Raw genomic sequence first — 18377 nt, forward strand, 5'->3', positions numbered from 1 at the left:
AAACAATGGGCGAAGTCTGCGTCAATGATTACGGCGGATGATCGTTGAATTTTTTGATGCGAGTGTCAGAGAATGTCTGGCATGGCGCGACCGAAGAACCAGGAAGCCCGCCGCGGCGCACTGATCGATGCCGCCGGACGGGCCATCGCGGACCGGGGCATGGCCGGACTGCGGATCAAGGACATCGCCGCCGAGGCAGGCGTCTCGGCGGGGTCGGTCCTCTACTACTACCCGGAGCTCGACGACCTCGTCCTCGCCGTCCACCAGGACGCCGTGGAGACGTATCTGACGCAGCGACAGCAACACAGCGACAAGCCGGAGGGCCCGGTCGGGCGGATGCGCGCCGCGCTGGCCTCCGGGCTGCCGGAGGGACCCGACGACCCCGTGCACCGGCTGCTCTTCGAGCTGCACGGCGTCGCCGACCGCAGCGCCGCACACGCGGCGCTGATGGCTTCGCTGTTCGCCCGCGAGGTGGCCCTCTACTCGACGTTGCTGCAGGTCGGCGTGGCAGCGGGCGCCTTCGTGCTCGCCGCCGCGCCGGTGTCCGACCTGGCCCGCAACCTGGTCGCGATGGAGGACGGCTACGGGCTCCACATCGTCGCCCGCAACCCCGCCGTCGACCGCGCCACGGCGCTGACGCTGCTGACCGCCTACGCCCGGGCGATCACGGGTTGTCCCGACCTGTAGTCCCGTTCGCTACGCCCGCCGCGGCGAGATCGGCCGCCGTCAGCGCGAGCGCCTGCGCGCCCGCGAGCAGGGCCGCATCCGCGGCCGGGGTCGCGCAGGCGGCGGCGAACTCGCGCTGGTGGTTGACGGCCGGGAGCGAGTCGATGCCGATGTACGGGTGCAGCGCACGGACGACCCGGGAGACGTTGCCCATGTCGGTCGAGGCCCGGTTCATCCGCGCCGCCGGATCACCCGGCGCGGCGAAACGGCGGCCGAGCGACTCGGCGTTGCGGCGGTAGAGCGCGACCAGCTCCGCGTCGTTGCGGAACTCCGAGTAGGGCGGCGACTCCGGCTCGATCTCCAGCGCACAGCCGGACGCGAGCGCGCCGGCCCGGAAGCAGGCCTCGACCCGGCCCTGGACCTGCTCCAGCTCCGTAAGGCTTCCGGCCCGCACGTACCAACGCCCTTCCGTCCGTTCCGGGATGGCGTTGGGCGCCTCTCCCCCGCGCGTCACCAGCCCGTGCACCCGGGCGGTCTGCGGCAGTTGCTGGCGCAGCAGCCCGATGCCGACCTGGGCGACAGTGAACGCGTCGGCGGCGTTGCGCCCCTGCTCCGGGTAGGCGGCGGCGTGCGCGGCCCGCCCGGTGTACTGGACGTTCAGGTGGGCCACGGCGAAGGGCTCGGCCTCGGCGACGTCGACGGGGCCGGGGTGGACCATCATCGCCACGTCGACGCCCGCGAACGCGCCGCGCTCCATCATCAGGATCTTGCCGCCACCGCCCTCCTCGGCGGGCGTGCCGAGGACGGTGACGGTCAGTCCGAGGTCGTCCGCGACCCGGGCGAGCCCGGCCGCCGCGCCCACCGCCGAGGCCGCGATGATGTTGTGTCCGCAGGCGTGCCCGAGACCGGGCAGTGCGTCGTACTCGGCGCAGAGCGCGACATGCAGCGGCCCGCTGCCGAGGGTGGCGGCGAAGGCGGTCGGCAGGTCGCAGACGCCGGGCGTGACGGTGTAGCCGAGGTCGTCGAGGAGCGAGGCGGTCCAGCGGGCCGCCTTCTCCTCCTCCCAGGCCGTCTCCGGGTTGGCGTGCAGCCGGTGGGAGAGGGCGGTCAGCTCGGGTTCCAGCGTTCCGGCAGCGGCGCCGACGGCTGCGCGGACCGCCGGTCGGGCCAGCGCGCGGGCCGTCATCACAGGTCTCCGGGGACGCCGTAGCCGGGCGCCGACTCGGGTGCGAGGGCCCGCTGGACGTAGGCGTCCTGCTGCGGCTGCCACAGCCGCCACAGAGCGCCGAGTTCGGCGATCGGGTCGCCCTCGGTCCAGTCGACGCGCAGGTCGACCACCGGCCAGGGCACGGTGTCAGCGACCAGCAGCCCGGCCGAGTGCACCGGGCCCTCCTCGCCGCCGGCCGCGAGTCCGGCCGTCAGTGCGTCCAACAGCCGCTGGGCGAGCGGGAGTTCGGGCTGCGCGGCGAAGGCGTCGACCATGGCCCGCGTGACGCCGTCGGACGCCAGCATGTTGCCCGCGGCCACGCAGTCCGCACCGAGGGCCTGCGCACGGTTCCCGAGCGCGTGCTCGCCCGTGAAGGCAGCCGGGCTGCCGTCGGTGCCGACGGCGGTCAACTGGCGCCAGGCGACCAGGCTTTCGGTCTCGGCGGTGTGACGGACGGCGTCCTCGGCGCTGGAACCGGCCGCGATCAGGTCGAGCAGCCACGGGCCGAGCCGGGGGTCGGTGACGTTCTGCGTGCACACCGCCCCGACGCCCGCACGCACATGGGCGCAGCGGGAGGCGACGGCCGGGCTGGAGGAGGCGATCCCCACCCCGACCTGCCCGGTGCGGGCGCATCGGGCCGCGAGGGAGAAGGTCACAGCAGCTCACCCCGCTCGGCGGCCTTGGCGTGCCGGATCCCGGCGGCCTCGGCCCGGCGCGAGGCCGGGATGACGGCGGTGGCGTCGATCTCCACCAGCCACTCCGGGCGGGCCAGGGCGGCGACCACCAGGCCGGTGGAGACGTAGTGCACGCCCTTGAGCCAGCGGCCCATCACCTTGTAGACCGGCTCGCGGAAGCGGATGTCGGTCAGGTAGACGGTGATCTTGGTGATCTCGTCCAGCGCGCTGCCGGACTCCTCCAGCAACATGGCGATGTTGGCCATCGCCTTCTCCGCCTGCGCCTCGACGTCCCCGACGCCGACGTTCTCGCGGGTGTCCAGGTCCTGGCCGATCTGACCGCGCAGGTAGACCGTTCCCTCGACGACGACGGCCTGGGCCAGGTCGTTGGCAAGGCTCTGCTCGGGGTAGGTGGCGGCCGTGTTGAAGCGCCGCAGCCGGTGATGGACCATCAGTGACCGCTCCCGGGGCTGAGGTGGGGGTTTCGGCCGAAAGGGGCCGCAGCACCACTATGGAAGCGGCACTTCCTTTGGTAAAGCAGATCTTTTAGTGTTAGGTCATCTCCAATTCAGATGACCGAGCGGCCGGGAGGTCCGGAAAGTGGCAGCAGGCATGCCGGAACCGGCCCGGTTCACGCTGACGCAGTTGCGGTACTTCGTCGTGGCGGCCGAGGCGGGCAGCATGACCGCAGCCGCCGAGCGACTGCTGATCGCGCAGTCCGCCGTCTCCACCGCGGTCTCGAACCTGGAACACGAACTCGGCGTGCAGCTGTTCATCCGCCGCAAGGGCAAGGGCCTGGTGGCCACGGCCGCGGGCGAGCGCCTGCTGCTGCAGGCGCGGGAGCTGCTCACCCACGTGTCCGACGTGGCCGCCGAGGCGCGCGGCGGCGAGGGCGGGCTGACCGGGCCGGTGCGGCTGGGCTGCTTCGTCACCCTCTCCCCCTTCGTCCTCCCCGGCCTGCTGGCCGCGGCGGCGGAGCGCCATCCCCACCTGCGCGTCGAGGTCGTCGAAGGCGAGGCGGACGAGCTCGACCGGGCGCTGCGCACCGGACGGATCGACTTCGCGATCACCTACGACCTCGGCCTCGGGCTCGGCATCGTCCGCGAGACCGTCGCCTCGCTCCCGGCACACGCGCTCGTCGCCGCCGACCACCCGCTGGCCCGGCGCGGCAGCATCGACCTGGCGGAGCTGGCCCACGAGCCGTTCGTCCTGCTCGACCTGCCGCACAGCCGCGACTACTTCTGGTCGCTGGTCACCGCCACCGGCATCATCCCCGCGATCCGCCACCGCTCCCACAACTACGAGGCGGTCCGCTCCCTGGTCGCCCTGGGCCACGGCTTCTCCGTCCTGCACCAGCGCCCCGCAACTGACGACACCTACAGCGGCGCCCGCGTGTCCGTCCTCGCCCTGACCAACGAGCACCCGCCGCTCGACCTGGTCCTCGCCCGCATGGACGGCGTCCGCCAGACCGCCCGCGCCACCGCCGTCATGGACCTCGCCCACGAACTCCTGGCCCCGGCCTGACCGTTGGGGCCCGTCCTGGATGTGGAACCGGTTCTGCGCGCGTCAGTGGATCCGGTTGCCGCCCGGCTGGAGTTCCTGGGCGCGCACCGACTCCCGCTGCCGCCAGGCGCCGGGCGGTTCGCCGTGGTGGCGGCGGAAGGCGGCGGCAAAGGCGTAGGGCGAGCTGTAGCCGACGCTCCGGGCGATGCCCGCCATACCGAGCTCGCCGGTGCGGAGGTGCTCGCGGGCGAGGGCCATGCGCCAGTCGGTCAGGTACTGCATCGGGGTCTGGCCGAGCGCCTCGTGGAAGGTGCGGGCGAAGGCGGCCCGGGACAGGCCGCTGACCGCCGCGAGTTCGGGCACGGACCAGGGACGGCCGGCGTCCCCGTGCATGGCCTGGAGGGCGGGGCCGAGCCGGGGGTCGGCCGAAGCCCGGTACCAGCGCGGCGCGTTGGGGTTGCGGCGGAAGTCGTTACGCAGGGCGAGCACCAGCAGGACGTCGAGCAGCCGGTCGAGGACGGTGGCCTGGCCCGGTTCCGGGGTGGCGAGTTCGTACGAGAGCAGCGCGATCACCTCCCGCAGCGGATCGCCGACGGCCGCCTGCAGCGTCAGCACCTGGGGCAGCGCTTCGAGCAGCCCGTTGCCGATGTCGCCCGAGAAGCGGTAGGCGCCGCAGAGGAACACCGTCACCCCGGGGGCGTCCGACTCGGCGTCAGCGGCGTGCCGGGCGCGGAACTCCTCCGGTTCGAGGCAGTCGGCGCCCAGCTCGTGGCCGATCCGGTGGTCCGCGCCGCCACGGACGAGGGTCACCTCCCCGGGTACCAGCTCCACCGCGTGTCCCGGGTCGTCGGCGTCGAACCAGAGCCAGGCCCGGCCCCGGACGACGGTGTGCACGGAGAGCTGGATCGAGCCGGCCAGACGCAGCCCCCACGGGGGCTCGGCGACCGTCCGGGCGAACACCGCGCCGCCGGCGCGTGCCCGCGCAAGGTGATCACGCAGAAGGTCCATGCGACCAGTGTCGGCAGAACGATCGCCACCGGCAATCATCCGAGCGTTTGACGTAAAGAAGTAAGCGATTCACGCATTGATCCGCTCCTATGCGCTCTCTCACGATGGAGTCATGAACGGATCCTCACCGACCACCCTCGTCCTCGGCGGCACCGGGCGCACCGGCTCACTGCTGGCGGAGCGGCTCACCGAGCGGGGCCGGAACGCCCGCACCGCAGCGCGCAACGGCGCCGACGTTCGCTTCGACTGGGACGACCCGGCGACCCACGCCGACGCCCTGCGCGGTGTCGACAGCCTCTACCTCGTCACGCCCGTCCTACGGGTCGCCTACGCCGACCAGGTCGCGGCCTTTCTCGACCTCGCCGAGGCCGCCGGGGTGCGCCACGTCACCTACCTGGGCACCTACGGGGCCGACGACGTCCCGGCGCAGATCGACATCACGGCCGTCGAGGCCGACCTCGCCGCCCGATCGACCTTCACCCACTCCGTCGTGCGTCCCGCCTGGGTGATGCAGAACTTCAGTGACGCCCACCTGCCCGTCGTCGACGGCGCGATCACGGTCCCCACCGGCGACGGCTCCGAGGCGTTCGTCGACGCCGCCGACATCTCGGCCGTCGCGGCCGAGACGCTGCTCGCCCCCGAGCTCCACGCCGGGGCCCGGTACGCGCCCACCGGCCCGCGGGCGCTGACGGTCGGCGAGGTCACCGACATCATCACCGAGGTGACCGGACGGCCTGTCCGGCACCAGGACCTCGACGTCGAGACCTGGATCGGCGGCGCGGTCGCCGCCGGATTCGTGCCCGCCGAGTACGCGGTGATGCTCCGTTGGCTGACCGGCACCATCCGCACCGGCCACGGCTCCACGCCCAACGACGACGTCGCGCGGGTCACCGGCCAAAAGCCGACCACCTTCCGGGAGTTCGCGCAGCGCAACGCCCAGGTGTGGGCGACGACGGATCGCTAGCGCGCCCACTGTCCCTGCGAACGAAGAGATGCGCGGCTGCCGGGCAGCCGCGCATCTCTCAGCGATCTCGAGCGAGGACGACGTCAGGCGGCGACCAGCACGGCCAGCTCCTTGGCCTTGTCCGCGGCCTCGGCCAGGGCCTGCTCGCGCGACGCCTCGGCCAGCGGGATCAGCTCGGACATGGCCGGGTTGACCTTGGCCAGCGTCAGCTCGGGGATGATCACGTGCACGTCCAGCTGCATCAGCGCGCCGAGCACGCCCTGCAGGAAGGGCGCGGCGAAGTCCAGGCCCTCACGCGGGGTGCCGGAGCCGTAGGCGCCGCCTCGGGAGGCGACCACGACGACCTTCTTGCCGGCGACCGAGGAGTTCTCGCCGGCTGTGCGGCCCATGATGATCACCTGGTCCAGCCAGGCCTTCAGCGTGGACGGGATGCTCAGGTTGTACATCGGGGCGCCGATCAGGACCACGTCGGCGGCCTCCAGCTCGGCGGCCAGCTCGTTGCGCAGGGCCATCGCGGCGCGCTGGGCGTCGTCGTGGGTGGACGGGTCGGCGAAGGCGGCCCCGATGCCGACCGCGTCCAGGTGCGGCAGCGGCTCGGCGGCGAGGTCGCGGTAGACGACCGTGCCCTCCGGGTGCTGGGCGAGCCAGTTCTCCTGGAACGCCTGGGTCACCTCGCGGGAGGCGGAGCCGCCGGCCGGCAGAGCTGCGGAGTCGATGCGAAGCAGGGTGGCCATGGCCGTTCTCCTCGTCCGAAGACATTCAAAGTAAGTGAGTTGCAAACCCTTAGGGGCTTGTCTTCTCGCACTAGCTTACTTTTTCTCAGCAGCTTGGCAAGCGGCGGTAAGCTGGTGCCATGGCGGAGACAGCAGCGGCGACGGCAGCCGCCCAGGGGGAAGAGGCGTGCCTCAGCGCGGACGCCGCGGTCGAGCGCGTCTTCAAGCTGCTCGGCAAGCGCTGGACCGGGATCGTCATCGCCTCGCTGATGGACGGCCCCGTCCACTTCTCGCACCTGCGGCGCACGGTGCCCGGCATCAGCGAGCGCATGCTCTCCGACCGGCTCACCGAGCTCCAGGCGGCCGGGCTGGTCATCCGCGAGGTCCACGAGGGCCCGCCGCTCCGCGTCGCCTACCACCTCACCGCCCCCGGCCGCGCGCTGCGCCCCGCAATGGAGGAGCTGCGCCGCTGGGCCGAGACCCACCTCCCCGCCGACGGGGGCCCCTGCGGCGGCGGATGCGGTTAGAGCACCGCTGTCGCGTGCATCTCCCAGACGAGAATCTCGGACGGCTCGACCGCGACGACGCGCTGCCCGCCGGTGGCGGTGAATCGTGCCGCGTCGCTCTGGCCGAGGAGGCCCACTCCTTCGACCTCGACCGCGCCGGACGTGACGAAGAGGTGCAGGAACGGTGCCTCGGGCAGCGTGACCTGCTGCCCCGGGCGCAGTCGCGCCACGTGCAGGGCGGCGTGCCGGTTGCGGATCCGAATCGCGGTGGCGTCCCGATGCCGGTCCATGCCCGAGGCCACCGTGACCAGTGAGCCGCTCAACAGCTCGGCGTCGATCTCCAACTGCTCGTAGCCCGGCGTGACGCCGGCCTCGTCGGGCAGCACCCACATCTGGACGAAGTGCACCGGGGCGGTGGGGAGTTCGCCGGTCAGTCGGCAGCTGTCGTTCTTCTCCGAGTGCAGGATGCCGGTGCCGGCGCTCATCCGCTGGGCCAGACCGGGGTAGATCACGCCCGAGTGGCCGCCGGAGTCCTGGTGGACGAGCGACCCCTGGAGCACCCAGGTGACGATCTCCATGTCCTGGTGGGGGTGTGTCTCGAAGCCCGCGCCTGGCTGCACCAGGTCCTCGTTGTTGACCAGCAGCAGGCCGTGGTGGCTGTTGGCCGGATCCGGCCGACCAGTGCCGAACGAGAACGAGTGCTTGGAGTCGAGCCAGGACAGCCGGCTCGACTGCCGTGCGTCGGCGCGGCGCACCTCGATCGCTGGTATCAGTAGTCCGGGCATGGGCGCCTCGCCTTGCTAGATATTCAACATTCAACTTCAGACTATGCCGCCATGACATGAATGTTCAAGTGACAGCATGCGGAATCGATGCCTTCCCATCGCCCATGTCGTACGCAGCATGCGGCTGATACGCTGCCAGGATGAGCATTCAGGACGAGGCGCCGACCACCCAGTCAGACGAGCATGCGGCCCCGTGGCTCAGCTCCGGCGAGCTGGACTCCTGGATGGCGGTGGTCCGCCTGATGACCCGCCTCCCCTGGGCCATCGACACCCAGCTGCAGCGCGACGCCGATCTGAGCATGGTCGAGTACATGGCGCTCGCCATGCTCTCCGAGGCCCCGGAGTGGACCCTGCGCATGAGCGCGCTCGCCGAGCACACCAGCACCTCGCTGTCGCGGCTCTCGCACATGGTCAAGCGGCTGGAGAGCCGTGGCTACGTGCGCCGCGAGCCGGATCCGGCCGACGGCCGGTTCACCAACGCGATCCTGCTGCCCGCCGGCATGGCGAAGCTCGAATCCGCCACCCCGGCGCACGTGGCCTACGTCCGCCATCTCGTCGTTGACAACCTCTCCGGCGAACGCCTGCGCCGCCTCGGCCAGGACGCCGAGCGCATCCTGCAGCGCATCGACTCGCCGGCGCGGTGACCTGACGCGTCAAGCCATCGTCGATCAACTTGCTTGAAAATTCTGCAGTGCATCTCCTTGCGTTCTGGGATGACTTGAATGTTAAAGTTAATCCGTACGCGGAAGCCACCCGGCGACCACTCATCCGGCCGTCGACGGACCAGGAGAGTCGAGATGTCCCACGACAACGAGAAGATCATCCGCGCCGCATACCAGGCCGCCGAGGAGCAGGACGTCGCGGGCTGGATCGGGTCGTTCACCGAGGACGGCACCTTCACCGACATGTCCCTCCCGCTCACCTACAAGGGCCCGGACGAGCTGGGCAAGACCGTCGAGGTCTACGCCGAGGCCTTCCCGGACATGCACCGCTCGCTGGAGCGGTTCTACGTCACGGGCGACATCGTGGTCGTGCAGCTGCGCCTGCAGGGCACCCAGAACGGCCCGCTCCAGCTGCCCACCGGCACCGTCCCGCCGACCGGCAGGCGCATGGACGCCCCGTGCTGCGACGTGTTCGAGCTGGTCGACGGCAAGATCAAGCGCTTCGACTGCTACCCCTCCGGCACGGTCATCGCCGCCCAGCTCGGCCTCGCCTGAGCCATCCGGGGAATGCGACCCCGCTCCGACACGCTGCAACTTGAGCCTTCAATTCGGCGGGGCTAGGGTTTTAGTTGAAGGCTCAAGTCAAAGAGGAGGTCATCATGACCACCGCAACGCCGAAGCCGGGACGCTACGCCATCGACGTCCCCCGCTCAGAGATCACCTTCACCACCAAGCACATTTTCGGGCTGGGCACGGTCCGTGGCAGCTTCCGGCTGCGCGGCGGCACCGTCTCCCTGGCAGAGCCGCTCACCGAGACCCGGGTGGACGCCGTCGCCGACGCGGCCAGCTTCGACACCGGCAACAAGAACCGGGACCGCCAGGTCCTGTCCAAGGCGCTGCTGCACACCGAGGTCTACCCCGACATCGTCTTCGCCTCGACCGGGGCCGAGCTGGACGGGTCCGGCGTCTGGGCCCTCCAGGGACACCTGACCGCCCACGGCGTCCGCGCGCCCGTCACCTTCACCGTGGCCAAGGCCGAGGTCGACGGCGAGGAGATCACCGTCGAGGCGACCGGAACCGTCGACCGCTACGCCCACGGCGTCACCAAGCTCAAGGGCATGGCTGGACGCCACCTCGTACTGGTCGCCACCGTCCGCGCCCGCCGCACCGACGAAAGCACCGCCCAGTCCTGACAGTGAGCGGTGAGTATCAGGCGAACGCGGTCGCCAGCAGCGCGGCCGTCTCGGCGAGCAGCGGCTCGTCGGTCGGCGCGGTGGCGTCGTGTTTGGTGGACAGGACGGCCATGACGATCGGGCGCCGGGCGGGCGGCCACACGATGGCGACGTCGTTGGTGGTGCCGTAGCTGCCGCTGCCGGTCTTGTCCGCGACAGTCCAGCCGGTGGGCAGTCCCGCCCGAAGACGCTTGCCACCGGTCGTGTTCGCCAGCAGCCAGTCGGTCAGGCGCTCCCGGTCCGCCCGGTCGAGGGCGTCGCCGAGGGTGAGCCGGGCGAAGGTCCGGCCCAGGGCGCGCGGGCTGGAGGTGTCGGTCACCCGGCCCGGCTCCGCCGAGTTCAGCTCGGGCTCCCAGCGGTCGAGCCGGGTGACCTCGTCGCCCAGGGAGCGGCAGTAACGGGTGATCGCAGTCGGGCCACCGAGCAGGCGCAGCAGCAGATTCGCCGCCGCGTTGTCGCTGTAGTCGAGCGCGGCGGCGCACAACTGACTGACCGTCATCCCGTCGGCCAGGTTCTCCGGCAGGCCGGTGATCGGCGCGTAGCCCGAGCGCGTGACGTCCGCCTGCGTGTAGTGGATCCGCTCGGCGAGGAACGTACCGTCACGGTCGAGGTCCCGGAGCACCGCCGCGACCTCGACCGCCTTGTACGTCGAGCACATCGGGAACAGCTCGTCGGCCCGGTGGAGCACCGCCCGGCCGGTGTGCAGGTCGCGTGCGAAGACGCCAAGCCGGGCGGAGTGCGCCCGTTCGAGCGCGCGGAACCGCCCAGCGATCCCCGCCTGGGCGGCGTCGTCCGCGTCCTGGGCGAAGGCCGGCCCCGCGCCGGGAAGAGCCACGGTGAGCGCCGTCAGGGCAGCACCGGCAAGAAGGCCGCGTCGGCTCGGGTGCAACTCCATGAATGTCTTCCTCCACCTGTGCGTACGCGACATATCCCCGATTACTGACGCAACACGCTGCAGGCCAGTTCCCCGACGTGACGGCGACGGAGCTGACGGCCCATCAACTCGGACGGGTGCCCGCCATGCCGCCATCCGGTGCAGCTTGCGCGCCGTAATGGCGCGTTGACGGCTGGGCCACCAGGTCGTCTGTCACGGTGAATCACCCCGATCGGGGGCAACGACGCAGCTCACCGACCGACGTACTGGTTCGCCCGCAGGGGCGGGACATCACGGAGTCCTCATGCAGCAGAGTCCGCACCTCGACCGTCAAGCCCGCCTGGCCCGGAAGGCCCTCGGGCTGGCGCTCGCCCTCGGCGCCGTGGTGGGCGCCGGCGCCCCGGCCATGGCCGCGCAGAGCAGTGCAGCGAGCAGTGCGCAGAGCGGTACGCAGAGTGGCGCGCACGCGGTTCCGGCGCGGCCGGACGGCATCGGCCCGCGTACCTGGAGCCAGGTGCCCGGCTCCGCCCGGCAGATCGTCCTGGTTCAGGGCGCGGGCTGGAACTCCTCGCACAACACCGTGTCGCTCTGGCAGTTCAGCAACGGCAGCTGGCAACGCGTGGCCCAGTGGAGCGGCCACAACGGCGAGCGCGGCTGGACCTCGGACCACTATGCGGGCGACATGCACACCCCCACCGGCGTCTACACCCTGCACAACGCCGGCGGCCGACTCCCCAACCCCGGGACCCGGCTCAGCTACCAGTACTCCCGCGGCCTCTACGCCCTCGGCGGCCACTCCGCCAACGGGGCCTCCCGGTCCCGCCTCTTCGACTACGTCGTCGCCATCGACTACAACCGGGTGGTCGGCGCCCCGCCGACCGACCAGCGCCGCCCGATGGGCTACTACCGCGGCGGCGGCATCTGGTTCCATGTCAGCGACGGGAACTACACCGCGGGCTGCGTATCCAATCCGGAGAACGACATGCGGCTCACCGAGCGCTGGCTCGACCCCGCCGCCCATCCGGTGATCGTCATGGGACCGTCGTCCCTGGACGCGCAGTGACGATCGGGGCCGCCGTTGCCGTTCCGGCTCAGTCGGGCAGGCCCCAGAACGGGCCGTGCAGTCCCACCTCGGCGAAGTAGGCCGCGGCGGAGGCGGGATCGCGGCGCTGGTAACCCCGGTCCATCCGGCCCGCGTACCAGTGGCGGGCAAGACGCCACAGGGTGGGCAGGTCCATCACGTAGCCGCGTGGCCGGCCGGTGCGCTCCAGCCAGGCGTCGACGCAGTCGGCCGAGCAGAACAGGCGCTGGTGCGCGCAGGTGTGCACGACGTCGTCCCAGACGCGGTCCGCCGGGGTGAGGAAGTGGGCCATCTGCGCCCCCGGCGGCGGGGCCTGACGACCGACCACCCACGCGTGCGGGGTGTCGCACGCCGGGCAGCGGGTGGCGACGAGGACGTCCGGCTCGTCCTGCAGCAGGTGGGGAACGGCGAAGGAGTCCCAGGCGCAGCCGCCCCACCACAGGGTGCTTCGACCCATGACCGAGAAGCCGAGCGGGATCGACGCGAACGGATGCGCCATGACGATCCGGTCCGGATCCTCCGCGTCCAACACCACGTCGCGATGCCCGTGCAGGGCCTGCAGCACGCGCCGGACGACGGCCTGCGGCAGGCCGGTCCCGGCGGCGAGGTCCGCCGGGGACGGCGCGTCCCCGGTGCGGGCGAAGTGGGCGTAGACGGCCAGGCGGACCTGCTCGGTGTCCGCCGCGTGCAGCGGTGCGCCGGTGGCGTCGTTCACGGCGGCACTCCCTTGCTCTCCTGCGGGCTTGCGGTGCTGCGGGCTTGCACCGCTCCAGGCTTGCTCTGCTGCGGGCTTGCTGTCCTACGGGCTTGCTGTCCTACGGGACGGGGTCCGGACCGGCCGGGTCAGCGAGCGGGTGGCGGTCCTCCGGCGGCGTGGTCGGAGACCGCGACCACCAGCACGCGGGTGTCGGGACTGAGGCTGCGCCAGCGGTGGCGGACGCCGCCGGAGAGGTAGAGAGTGTCGCCGCGGCGGAGGTGGTGGATCCGGCCTTCGGCCTCGACCTCCGCCGCGCCGTCGGCGACGTACATCAACTCGTCGCCCAGGTGCAGGAATTCGCGGTCGGCCTGCTGGTCGCCGGTGAACTCCAGGGCGTGCAGCTGACGGCGTCCACGGACCAGCGGGCGGACTCCCGCGTCCGGGGACAGACCCGCGTCGGCCCCGGCCAGGACGACGTCGACCGGGCGGTCGGCGGCATCGGCGGTGGCGAGCAGGTCGACCGCGGTGGTCTCCAGCCCGTCGGCGATCCGTTGCAGCGAGCGCATGCTGGGGCGGGCCCGGTCGTTCTCGATCTGGCTGAGGAAGGGGACGGACAGGCCGGTCCGCCGCGCCACCTCGGCGAGGGTCAGGTCGAGGGCGCGGCGTCGGCGGCGGACCGCGCCGCCGAGGCGCTGCTCGGCGCGCTCGCCGTCACCGCCACCGGTCGTCCCCGCCTCTGCGTCCGCGCCCGTGCCCATGCCCGCGCCCGAGGCCGATTCACCCATGATCGCCACACCTCCCTGCGGCCACCTTACGCACCCGCACGGCACGTTTCGTACGGCTGCAACACAGCCGACACACCACGCTCCTATCGTCGAAGCACTTTGACGTCATCAAACAAACTTTGATGGGAGCGTTTCGTGGCACGAGTCGACCAGAACCAACGACGCCGTCGCGGCACCGGGCTGATCGCCCTCGATCCGGACGCCGCCTTCCCCGGCTTCACCCTCTTCGCCCCGTTGACCGGCGGTGGCGAGGTGCACCTGGTGGACCTGCACGGGCGGCCCGCGCACCGCTGGCGGTTCCCGTACCGGCCGGGGCGGCACGCCCGGATCGTGCGCGGCGGCGAGCTCGCCTACAACGGCGTGCTGCCCGGCGTGGCGGCACTCTTCCCGATGTGGCACAAGTACCGGGGCGGGGTGATGCTCCGCGCCGCACCGGACGGCGAAGTGCTGTGGGAGCACCGGGACCCGCGCCAGCACCACGACGCCCACCACCTCGACGACGGCGGAGTCCTCTACACCGGTGTCGAACCCCTGCGGGGCGCGGAGGCGTCGACGGTCCTCGGCGGGGTGTCCGGCTCGGAGGCCGACAGTGCGACGGTGTGGGCCGACACCATCACCGAGGTCGGACCGGACGGGTCGATGCGCTGGAGCTGGCGTGCCGCCGAGCATCTGGACCGTGCCGCGTTCCCGCTCCACCCGGACTACGCCCGTGAGCACTGGCCGCTGATCAACAGCGTCACCCCGCTCGCCGACGGCAACGTGCTGGCCAGCCTGCGCAGCGTCTCCGCGGTGGTGGTGATCAGCCGCAGCACCGGCGAGATCCTGTGGCGGACCCCGCCCGGCACGGTCTCCCAGCAGCACTGCCCGACCGAGCTGGACGGTGGCCGCCTGCTCGTCTTCGACAACGGCGTCTTCCGACCCGGCCACGACGTGCCGTACTCGCGGGTCGTCGAGATCGACCGGACCGACGGCAGTGTCGCCTGGGAGTACCACGACCCGGCCAAGGAGGCGTTCTTCGCGCCCTTCATGGGTGCGGCCCAACGGCTGCCGGGCGGCAACACCCTCGTCACCGACTCGCCCGCGGGGCGCCTCTTCGAGGTGACGGCGGACGGCTACCTGTGCTGGGAGTACGTGGTGCCCCACTTCGGCGCATACGCCGAGACGGAGGTCCGGTCGCTGTTCCCCGCCGAGCCCAACGCCGTCTTCCGCGCCTACCGCTACGCCCCCGAGGAGATCCCGTGGCTGAACACGCGCCCGTGACGGCCCCAGACATGAGAGCCGCGGACATGAGAGCCCCGGACATGGGAGCCGCGGACGCGCGGCAGCCGCTCCGACGTCTGGTCCCGCTCGCGTGCCAGCACGTCCTCGCCATGGCGGCCACGCCGGTCTCCGCCGTCTTCCTCGTAGGGACCTCGCTCCGGCTGACGCCTGGTCAGACCGCGTCCCTGCTGGCCACGGTGCTGGTGCTGTCGGGAGCGGGCTCGGTACTGCAGTCGCTCGGAGTGTGGTCCTTCGGGGCCCGCCTGCCCTTCGTCATGCTGCCGGGCGGGGCCGCCACCGCGCTCTTCCTGCAGATCGCCCATGTCCACGGACCAGCCGTTGCGTCCGGCTCCGTCCTACTCGCGGCGGCGCTGCTGCTCGCGGTCACCCCCGTGTACGGACGGGTGGTCAGGCTCTTTCCACCGCTGGTCATGGGGGTGACCGTGCTGCTGGTTGGGGTGTCGATGGTCCGGGTCACCACGCAGCTGCTCGTGGGCGCGAGCGGCAGCGCTTCGTCTCACACCCTGGCCGCCGCAGGGCTGACCGTCGCGCTCACCCTCCTCGCCCACCTGCTGCTGCGGGGTGCCTGGCGCCAGTCGGCGGTGCTGGTCGGCATGCTCGGCGGCACCGTCCTGGTGGTCGTCACCGGACTCGGCTCGTTCACCCCGGCAGCCGGGCCCGCGTTCTCGCTGCCGCACCTGCTGCCCTACGGCACACCGGAGTTCGACCTCCCGGCGGCGCTGCCCCTGTTGCTGTTCAGCCTCACCTCGCTGGCCGAAGCCACCGGCCAGACCGCCCTCAACAGCGAGAAACCCGATCTCGGCCGGGACGTCCCGCGTCTGGCGCGCGCCGACGCGCTGGTGTCGCTGCTCGGCGGATTCCTGGGCGCGCCACCGATGGTGACCAGCTCGGAGAATGTCGGCCTGACCCGGCTGACCGGCGTCCGCAGCCGCTCCGTGACGGCGACGGCCGGTGTCCTGCTGGTCGCAGCCGGCCTGTTCTCCCCGCTGTCACGGCTGGTCGCCGGGTTGCCGACGGCGGTCGTCGCGGGTTCGGCGCTGGTGGTCTACGCGATGATCACGGCGATGGGCGTGGAGATGCTCGGCCGGGCGCTGAGCCGGATACGGCCGGGCGGCAGCTCCCCCGACGCGCTGGTCGTCGGCCTGGCCCTGACGGTAGGTCTGCTGCCGGTGGTCGCACCCGACCTGTACCCCGACCTCCCCGACTGGGCCCGGACGGTCCTCGGCAGCGGCGTGGTGGCCGGGACCCTGACGGCCGTCCTGCTGCACGCGGTGAGCTCGCTTCGCTCCCTGACGCGCCGAGGGGAGGCGCCAAACGGGAAATTTCGTGCACGAGCCTTGCTGTCTCTTGTCGTGGATGCGTCAATGGGCGCGATCCGGAAGCCGACTGACTTCGTTCCGGAGGCTTCCTCGCGCACCACGGAAGGAGACTCTTCATGAAGCACGCAAGACTCGGCGCCGGCACGGCACTTGCCGTCTCGGTCCTCCTCGGTGCGGGCGTGGCTCAGGCGCCCCTGGCCGGCGCGGTCTCGCCCGACTCCGCCACCGTCGCGTTCGACTGCGGCTCCTACGGCTCGGGCACGGCCACGCTGACGGCCTCCCAGAACGGCACCGCCGCGACGATCACGCTGTCGACCTCGGCCATCACGGCCCCGCTCGACATCGGCGCCGACTCCGTCAGCTCCAACCTCACCATGACCAACACCGACGGCAGCACGGTGTCCTTCACCGGCGACGCCAACCCCGACATCCCGGCCGGCAGCGCCGTCTCGACGGGCCCGCTGACCGGGACGGTGGCGGCTGGTGACAACCTGTCCGCCACCTCGCTCACGGTCACCGTGTTCGGGATCACGGCCACCTGCACGGCGACCTCCGCGCAGACGCCCGGTCCGTTCTCGTTCTGACCACCCGCGCCATCGCGGGCGCGAAACCGGCCGACCGGACGTCAAAGCCCGGTCGGCCGCCACGCGTTCAGCGGATTCAGCCCAGTTCGGACGCAGGGACGGCGGCCTCGGGCGCAGCGGTCTCCGCCCGCGCCCCGGTGCTGTCGCGGCGCGTGCCGAGCACCAGGGTCGCGATGCCCGTGACGGCCAGGTTCGGGGCCAACGAGACCAGACCGGGGTCCCAGGTGCCGATGTCCACGCTGCCGAAGGTCAGCCAGGTGAGGCAGGCGACGCCGGTGACGATGCCCAGCAGCGCCGGGGTCGCGCCGAGGCGGTTGCGCCGGGCCAGCGCGGCCACCGTGGCGGGGGCGAGCTGGGCCAGGCCGCCGTAGGTGAGCAGCAGCAGGTTGGTGAGCAGGTCGGGCCGGGTGAGGCCGAGCACCAGAGCCGCTCCGGAGGCTGCGACGACGGTGAGGTGATTGGCCGTCAGACGGGCCCGCTCGCTCCGGGCAGGGACGAGATTGTGCGAGACCAGGGTGGAGATGCCCATGACGATCGCCGCCGAGGGCACCATCGCCGCGCCCGCCGCCGCCACGGCGATCAGGCCCACGACCCAGCCGGGCAGGCTGTGTGCGGCCATGGTCAGCAGCACCGACTTGCTCGACGTGCCGGGTGCCAGCGCCAGCACTCCGGCCAGGCCGACGATGACCGGGATGCCCAGGGCCACCTGGTAGAGCGGCAGCCAGATGTAGTTGCTGCGCAGCGCCTTGCCACTGCGGGCGGACAGGACCGGCAGCCACAGGTGCGGCATGGTGTTGAGGCCCGAGCCGAGCGCGCTGATCAGCATCGACGTGGTGAACCAGGTCGCGTCGTAGCCCGGCGGGTGCAGGGTGAGCAGTTGCGGGTGCGTGTGCTGGAGGGTGTGGAAGAGGTGGCCGAGGCTTCCGCTGACGGAGATCGGCACCGCGACCAGCAGCACCAGCAGGGCGAGCACCATCAACGCGTCCTTGAGGTACGCGACCCGGGCGATGCCGCGGATGCCGGACCAGAGCACGAAGCCGACCGTCAGCACGGTGGCCAGCACCATGCTCAGGTTCGCGCCCGCGTGGCTGCCCGTGGCCAGTTGGACGATCAACCCCAGGCCGGTGATCTGCAGTTGCAGGTACGGCAACAGGAACACCGCGCCGACGACGGCGACGACCTTGCCGAGCAGCGGGCTGCCGAAGCGGTGGGCGAAGAAGTCGGCCTGGGTGAGGTAGCCGTGGTCGCGGCCCAGACGCCAGGTGCGCGGGCCGATCCAGTACATCGTCACCAGACTGATCGCCAGATAGCCGATGGCATAGGTGGCGGAGACACCTCCGCCGAAGGCGAGACCGGCCAGACCCAGGAAGCTGAAGGTGGTGAAGAACTCGCCCGCCTGCAGGAACCAGGAGGTGGCGGCGGAGAAGTTGCGGTGCCCGACGGTCCACTCCCCCAGCTGCTTGCTGGGACGCCGACGCCCTGAGATGCCGAGGGCGGCGATCGCCACCATGCCCAGGACGGTGATGACCATGCTCGTGTTCATCTCGCGGCCTCCTCGGCCCGGGTGGCGGTCTTCGGGTCGGCGTCGTCGGCGTGCTCGGCGTCGTCGGCGTCGTCGGCGTGGTCGGCGTGGTCGGCGTGGTCGGCCGAGCGTTCGACCGCGTAGAGCGCGACGGTCGTGCCGACCGTCCAGAGCACGGCCCAGACCAGGACGGACGGCAGACCGAACCACAGATGTGGGCCGTTGACGAAGGGCAGGAAGGGCGCTGCGAAGAATCCGAGGACCGGAACGCAGGCCCAGACGACGTGCTTCGGCTTCATGGAGTTCCTGTCGGT

At 71.6% G+C, this 18377-nt stretch carries 22 protein-coding genes; 11 read left to right on the plus strand and 11 right to left on the minus strand.

What is annotated here, in order from left to right; translation table 11 throughout:
• Positions 1-81 precede the first annotated feature (81 nt).
• Complete coding sequence (locus ABH940_RS07335; protein WP_370069122.1) at positions 82-687, plus strand: TetR/AcrR family transcriptional regulator; 606 nt, start codon at positions 82-84, stop codon at positions 685-687.
• Here ABH940_RS07335 and ABH940_RS07340 read toward each other — a convergent pair.
• From ABH940_RS07340 to ABH940_RS07350, 3 genes are read right to left on the minus strand one after another with little or no spacing between them, the layout of a single operon-like run.
• Positions 665-1852, minus strand: coding sequence for a M20 family metallopeptidase (locus tag ABH940_RS07340; RefSeq protein ID WP_370104820.1), 1188 nt, complete (start codon positions 1850-1852; stop codon positions 665-667). The two genes, ABH940_RS07335 and ABH940_RS07340, sit on opposite strands and share 23 nt — an antisense overlap.
• Positions 1852-2529 (minus strand): DUF1028 domain-containing protein, encoded by a 678-nt coding sequence (locus tag ABH940_RS07345; protein ID WP_370104822.1) that lies wholly within the window; start codon positions 2527-2529, stop codon positions 1852-1854. The genes ABH940_RS07340 and ABH940_RS07345 overlap by 1 nt, the downstream gene beginning before the upstream one ends.
• Positions 2526-2999 (minus strand): RidA family protein, encoded by a 474-nt coding sequence (locus tag ABH940_RS07350; protein WP_370069115.1) that lies wholly within the window; start codon positions 2997-2999, stop codon positions 2526-2528. Before ABH940_RS07350 ends, ABH940_RS07345 begins: the two co-directional genes overlap by 4 nt.
• Before the next feature lie 160 nt (positions 3000-3159).
• Between ABH940_RS07350 and ABH940_RS07355 the strand changes: the two genes are divergently transcribed.
• Complete coding sequence (locus tag ABH940_RS07355) at positions 3160-4071, plus strand: LysR family transcriptional regulator (RefSeq protein ID WP_370104823.1); 912 nt, start codon at positions 3160-3162, stop codon at positions 4069-4071.
• Positions 4072-4113: 42 nt separating this feature from the next.
• Here ABH940_RS07355 and ABH940_RS07360 read toward each other — a convergent pair whose 3' ends face one another.
• Positions 4114-5058: a cupin domain-containing protein gene (locus tag ABH940_RS07360; protein ID WP_370069111.1), complete on the minus strand. Its 945-nt coding sequence runs from the start codon at positions 5056-5058 to the stop codon at positions 4114-4116.
• Between the two features lie 112 nt (positions 5059-5170).
• Here ABH940_RS07360 and ABH940_RS07365 point away from each other — a divergent pair, with 112 nt between their 5' ends.
• Positions 5171-6022, plus strand: coding sequence for an NmrA family NAD(P)-binding protein (locus ABH940_RS07365; RefSeq protein ID WP_370069109.1), 852 nt, complete (start codon positions 5171-5173; stop codon positions 6020-6022).
• A gap of 83 nt (positions 6023-6105) precedes the next feature.
• Here ABH940_RS07365 and ABH940_RS07370 read toward each other — a convergent pair whose 3' ends face one another.
• A complete protein-coding gene (locus ABH940_RS07370; protein ID WP_370104825.1) occupies positions 6106-6756 on the minus strand; it encodes an FMN-dependent NADH-azoreductase in 651 nt (216 codons plus the stop codon).
• A 119-nt stretch (positions 6757-6875) separates the two neighbouring features.
• Between ABH940_RS07370 and ABH940_RS07375 the strand changes: the two genes are divergently transcribed.
• On the plus strand, positions 6876-7262 hold the full coding sequence (locus ABH940_RS07375) for a winged helix-turn-helix transcriptional regulator (protein WP_370069105.1): 387 nt from the start codon (positions 6876-6878) through the stop codon (positions 7260-7262).
• Here ABH940_RS07375 and ABH940_RS07380 read toward each other — a convergent pair.
• A complete protein-coding gene (locus ABH940_RS07380; RefSeq protein WP_370104827.1) occupies positions 7259-8026 on the minus strand; it encodes a pirin family protein in 768 nt (255 codons plus the stop codon). The genes ABH940_RS07375 and ABH940_RS07380 overlap by 4 nt on opposite strands.
• A 140-nt stretch (positions 8027-8166) precedes the next feature.
• Between ABH940_RS07380 and ABH940_RS07385 the strand changes: the two genes are divergently transcribed.
• The 3 genes from ABH940_RS07385 (at position 8167) to ABH940_RS07395 (ending at position 9881) form a co-directional block, all read left to right on the plus strand.
• A complete protein-coding gene (locus ABH940_RS07385) occupies positions 8167-8670 on the plus strand; it encodes a MarR family winged helix-turn-helix transcriptional regulator (RefSeq protein ID WP_370104829.1) in 504 nt (167 codons plus the stop codon).
• Between the two features lie 153 nt (positions 8671-8823).
• The gene (locus ABH940_RS07390; RefSeq protein WP_370069098.1) at positions 8824-9243 is read left to right on the plus strand and encodes a nuclear transport factor 2 family protein; all 420 of its coding nucleotides are present in this window, start codon (positions 8824-8826) and stop codon (positions 9241-9243) included.
• Between the two features lie 104 nt (positions 9244-9347).
• Entirely contained in the window at positions 9348-9881 is a 534-nt protein-coding gene (locus tag ABH940_RS07395) for a YceI family protein (protein WP_370104831.1), read from the plus strand.
• A gap of 16 nt (positions 9882-9897) precedes the next feature.
• Here the strand turns inward: ABH940_RS07395 and bla are convergent, their stop codons facing one another.
• A complete protein-coding gene (bla, locus tag ABH940_RS07400; RefSeq protein WP_370104833.1) occupies positions 9898-10815 on the minus strand; it encodes a class A beta-lactamase in 918 nt (305 codons plus the stop codon).
• Between the two features lie 283 nt (positions 10816-11098).
• Here bla and ABH940_RS07405 point away from each other — a divergent pair, with 283 nt between their 5' ends.
• Positions 11099-11857 (plus strand): hypothetical protein, encoded by a 759-nt coding sequence (locus tag ABH940_RS07405; protein WP_370104835.1) that lies wholly within the window; start codon positions 11099-11101, stop codon positions 11855-11857.
• A 28-nt stretch (positions 11858-11885) separates the two neighbouring features.
• Here ABH940_RS07405 and merB read toward each other — a convergent pair whose 3' ends face one another.
• On the minus strand, positions 11886-12590 hold the full coding sequence (gene merB, locus ABH940_RS07410) for an organomercurial lyase (protein ID WP_370069090.1): 705 nt from the start codon (positions 12588-12590) through the stop codon (positions 11886-11888).
• Positions 12591-12718: 128 nt separating this feature from the next.
• The gene (locus tag ABH940_RS07415; protein WP_370069088.1) at positions 12719-13357 is read right to left on the minus strand and encodes a helix-turn-helix domain-containing protein; all 639 of its coding nucleotides are present in this window, start codon (positions 13355-13357) and stop codon (positions 12719-12721) included.
• Positions 13358-13492: 135 nt separating this feature from the next.
• Between ABH940_RS07415 and ABH940_RS07420 the strand changes: the two genes are divergently transcribed.
• From ABH940_RS07420 to ABH940_RS07430, 3 genes are read left to right on the plus strand one after another with little or no spacing between them, the layout of a single operon-like run.
• Positions 13493-14617 (plus strand): aryl-sulfate sulfotransferase, encoded by a 1125-nt coding sequence (locus ABH940_RS07420; RefSeq protein ID WP_370104837.1) that lies wholly within the window; start codon positions 13493-13495, stop codon positions 14615-14617.
• A gap of 41 nt (positions 14618-14658) precedes the next feature.
• Entirely contained in the window at positions 14659-16077 is a 1419-nt protein-coding gene (locus ABH940_RS07425) for a uracil-xanthine permease family protein (RefSeq protein ID WP_370104838.1), read from the plus strand.
• Positions 16074-16541: a hypothetical protein gene (locus ABH940_RS07430; protein WP_370069083.1), complete on the plus strand. Its 468-nt coding sequence runs from the start codon at positions 16074-16076 to the stop codon at positions 16539-16541. Before ABH940_RS07425 ends, ABH940_RS07430 begins: the two co-directional genes overlap by 4 nt.
• A 76-nt stretch (positions 16542-16617) precedes the next feature.
• Here the strand turns inward: ABH940_RS07430 and ABH940_RS07435 are convergent, their stop codons facing one another.
• Positions 16618-18084 carry a sodium:solute symporter gene (locus tag ABH940_RS07435; protein WP_370104840.1) on the minus strand — a complete coding sequence of 489 codons (1467 nt, stop codon included), beginning with the start codon at positions 18082-18084 and terminating at the stop codon, positions 16618-16620.
• Entirely contained in the window at positions 18081-18362 is a 282-nt protein-coding gene (locus ABH940_RS07440; protein ID WP_370104842.1) for a hypothetical protein, read from the minus strand. Before ABH940_RS07440 ends, ABH940_RS07435 begins: the two co-directional genes overlap by 4 nt.
• Between the last annotated feature and the right edge of the window lie 15 nt (positions 18363-18377).

Source organism: Streptacidiphilus sp. BW17 (genome assembly GCF_041262485.1).
GTDB lineage: Bacteria > Actinomycetota > Actinomycetes > Streptomycetales > Streptomycetaceae > Streptacidiphilus.

Bases quoted from the DNA above. Each gene is read 5' to 3' on its own strand.
- ABH940_RS07335 (WP_370069122.1), top strand. From the start codon at position 82: ATGGCGCGACCGAAGAACCAGGAAGCCCGCCGCGGCGCACTGATCGAT.
- ABH940_RS07340 (WP_370104820.1), bottom strand. From the start codon at position 1,852: ATGACGGCCCGCGCGCTGGCCCGACCGGCGGTCCGCGCAGCCGTCGGC.
- ABH940_RS07350 (WP_370069115.1), bottom strand. From the start codon at position 2,999: ATGGTCCATCACCGGCTGCGGCGCTTCAACACGGCCGCCACCTACCCC.
- ABH940_RS07355 (WP_370104823.1), top strand. From the start codon at position 3,160: ATGCCGGAACCGGCCCGGTTCACGCTGACGCAGTTGCGGTACTTCGTC.
- ABH940_RS07360 (WP_370069111.1), bottom strand. From the start codon at position 5,058: ATGGACCTTCTGCGTGATCACCTTGCGCGGGCACGCGCCGGCGGCGCG.
- ABH940_RS07365 (WP_370069109.1), top strand. From the start codon at position 5,171: ATGAACGGATCCTCACCGACCACCCTCGTCCTCGGCGGCACCGGGCGC.
- ABH940_RS07370 (WP_370104825.1), bottom strand. From the start codon at position 6,756: ATGGCCACCCTGCTTCGCATCGACTCCGCAGCTCTGCCGGCCGGCGGC.
- ABH940_RS07375 (WP_370069105.1), top strand. From the start codon at position 6,876: ATGGCGGAGACAGCAGCGGCGACGGCAGCCGCCCAGGGGGAAGAGGCG.
- ABH940_RS07380 (WP_370104827.1), bottom strand. From the start codon at position 8,026: ATGCCCGGACTACTGATACCAGCGATCGAGGTGCGCCGCGCCGACGCA.
- ABH940_RS07385 (WP_370104829.1), top strand. From the start codon at position 8,167: ATGAGCATTCAGGACGAGGCGCCGACCACCCAGTCAGACGAGCATGCG.
- ABH940_RS07390 (WP_370069098.1), top strand. From the start codon at position 8,824: ATGTCCCACGACAACGAGAAGATCATCCGCGCCGCATACCAGGCCGCC.
- ABH940_RS07395 (WP_370104831.1), top strand. From the start codon at position 9,348: ATGACCACCGCAACGCCGAAGCCGGGACGCTACGCCATCGACGTCCCC.
- bla (WP_370104833.1), bottom strand. From the start codon at position 10,815: ATGGAGTTGCACCCGAGCCGACGCGGCCTTCTTGCCGGTGCTGCCCTG.
- ABH940_RS07405 (WP_370104835.1), top strand. From the start codon at position 11,099: ATGCAGCAGAGTCCGCACCTCGACCGTCAAGCCCGCCTGGCCCGGAAG.
- ABH940_RS07415 (WP_370069088.1), bottom strand. From the start codon at position 13,357: ATGGGTGAATCGGCCTCGGGCGCGGGCATGGGCACGGGCGCGGACGCA.
- ABH940_RS07425 (WP_370104838.1), top strand. From the start codon at position 14,659: ATGGGAGCCGCGGACGCGCGGCAGCCGCTCCGACGTCTGGTCCCGCTC.
- ABH940_RS07430 (WP_370069083.1), top strand. From the start codon at position 16,074: ATGAAGCACGCAAGACTCGGCGCCGGCACGGCACTTGCCGTCTCGGTC.
- ABH940_RS07435 (WP_370104840.1), bottom strand. From the start codon at position 18,084: ATGAACACGAGCATGGTCATCACCGTCCTGGGCATGGTGGCGATCGCC.
- ABH940_RS07440 (WP_370104842.1), bottom strand. From the start codon at position 18,362: ATGAAGCCGAAGCACGTCGTCTGGGCCTGCGTTCCGGTCCTCGGATTC.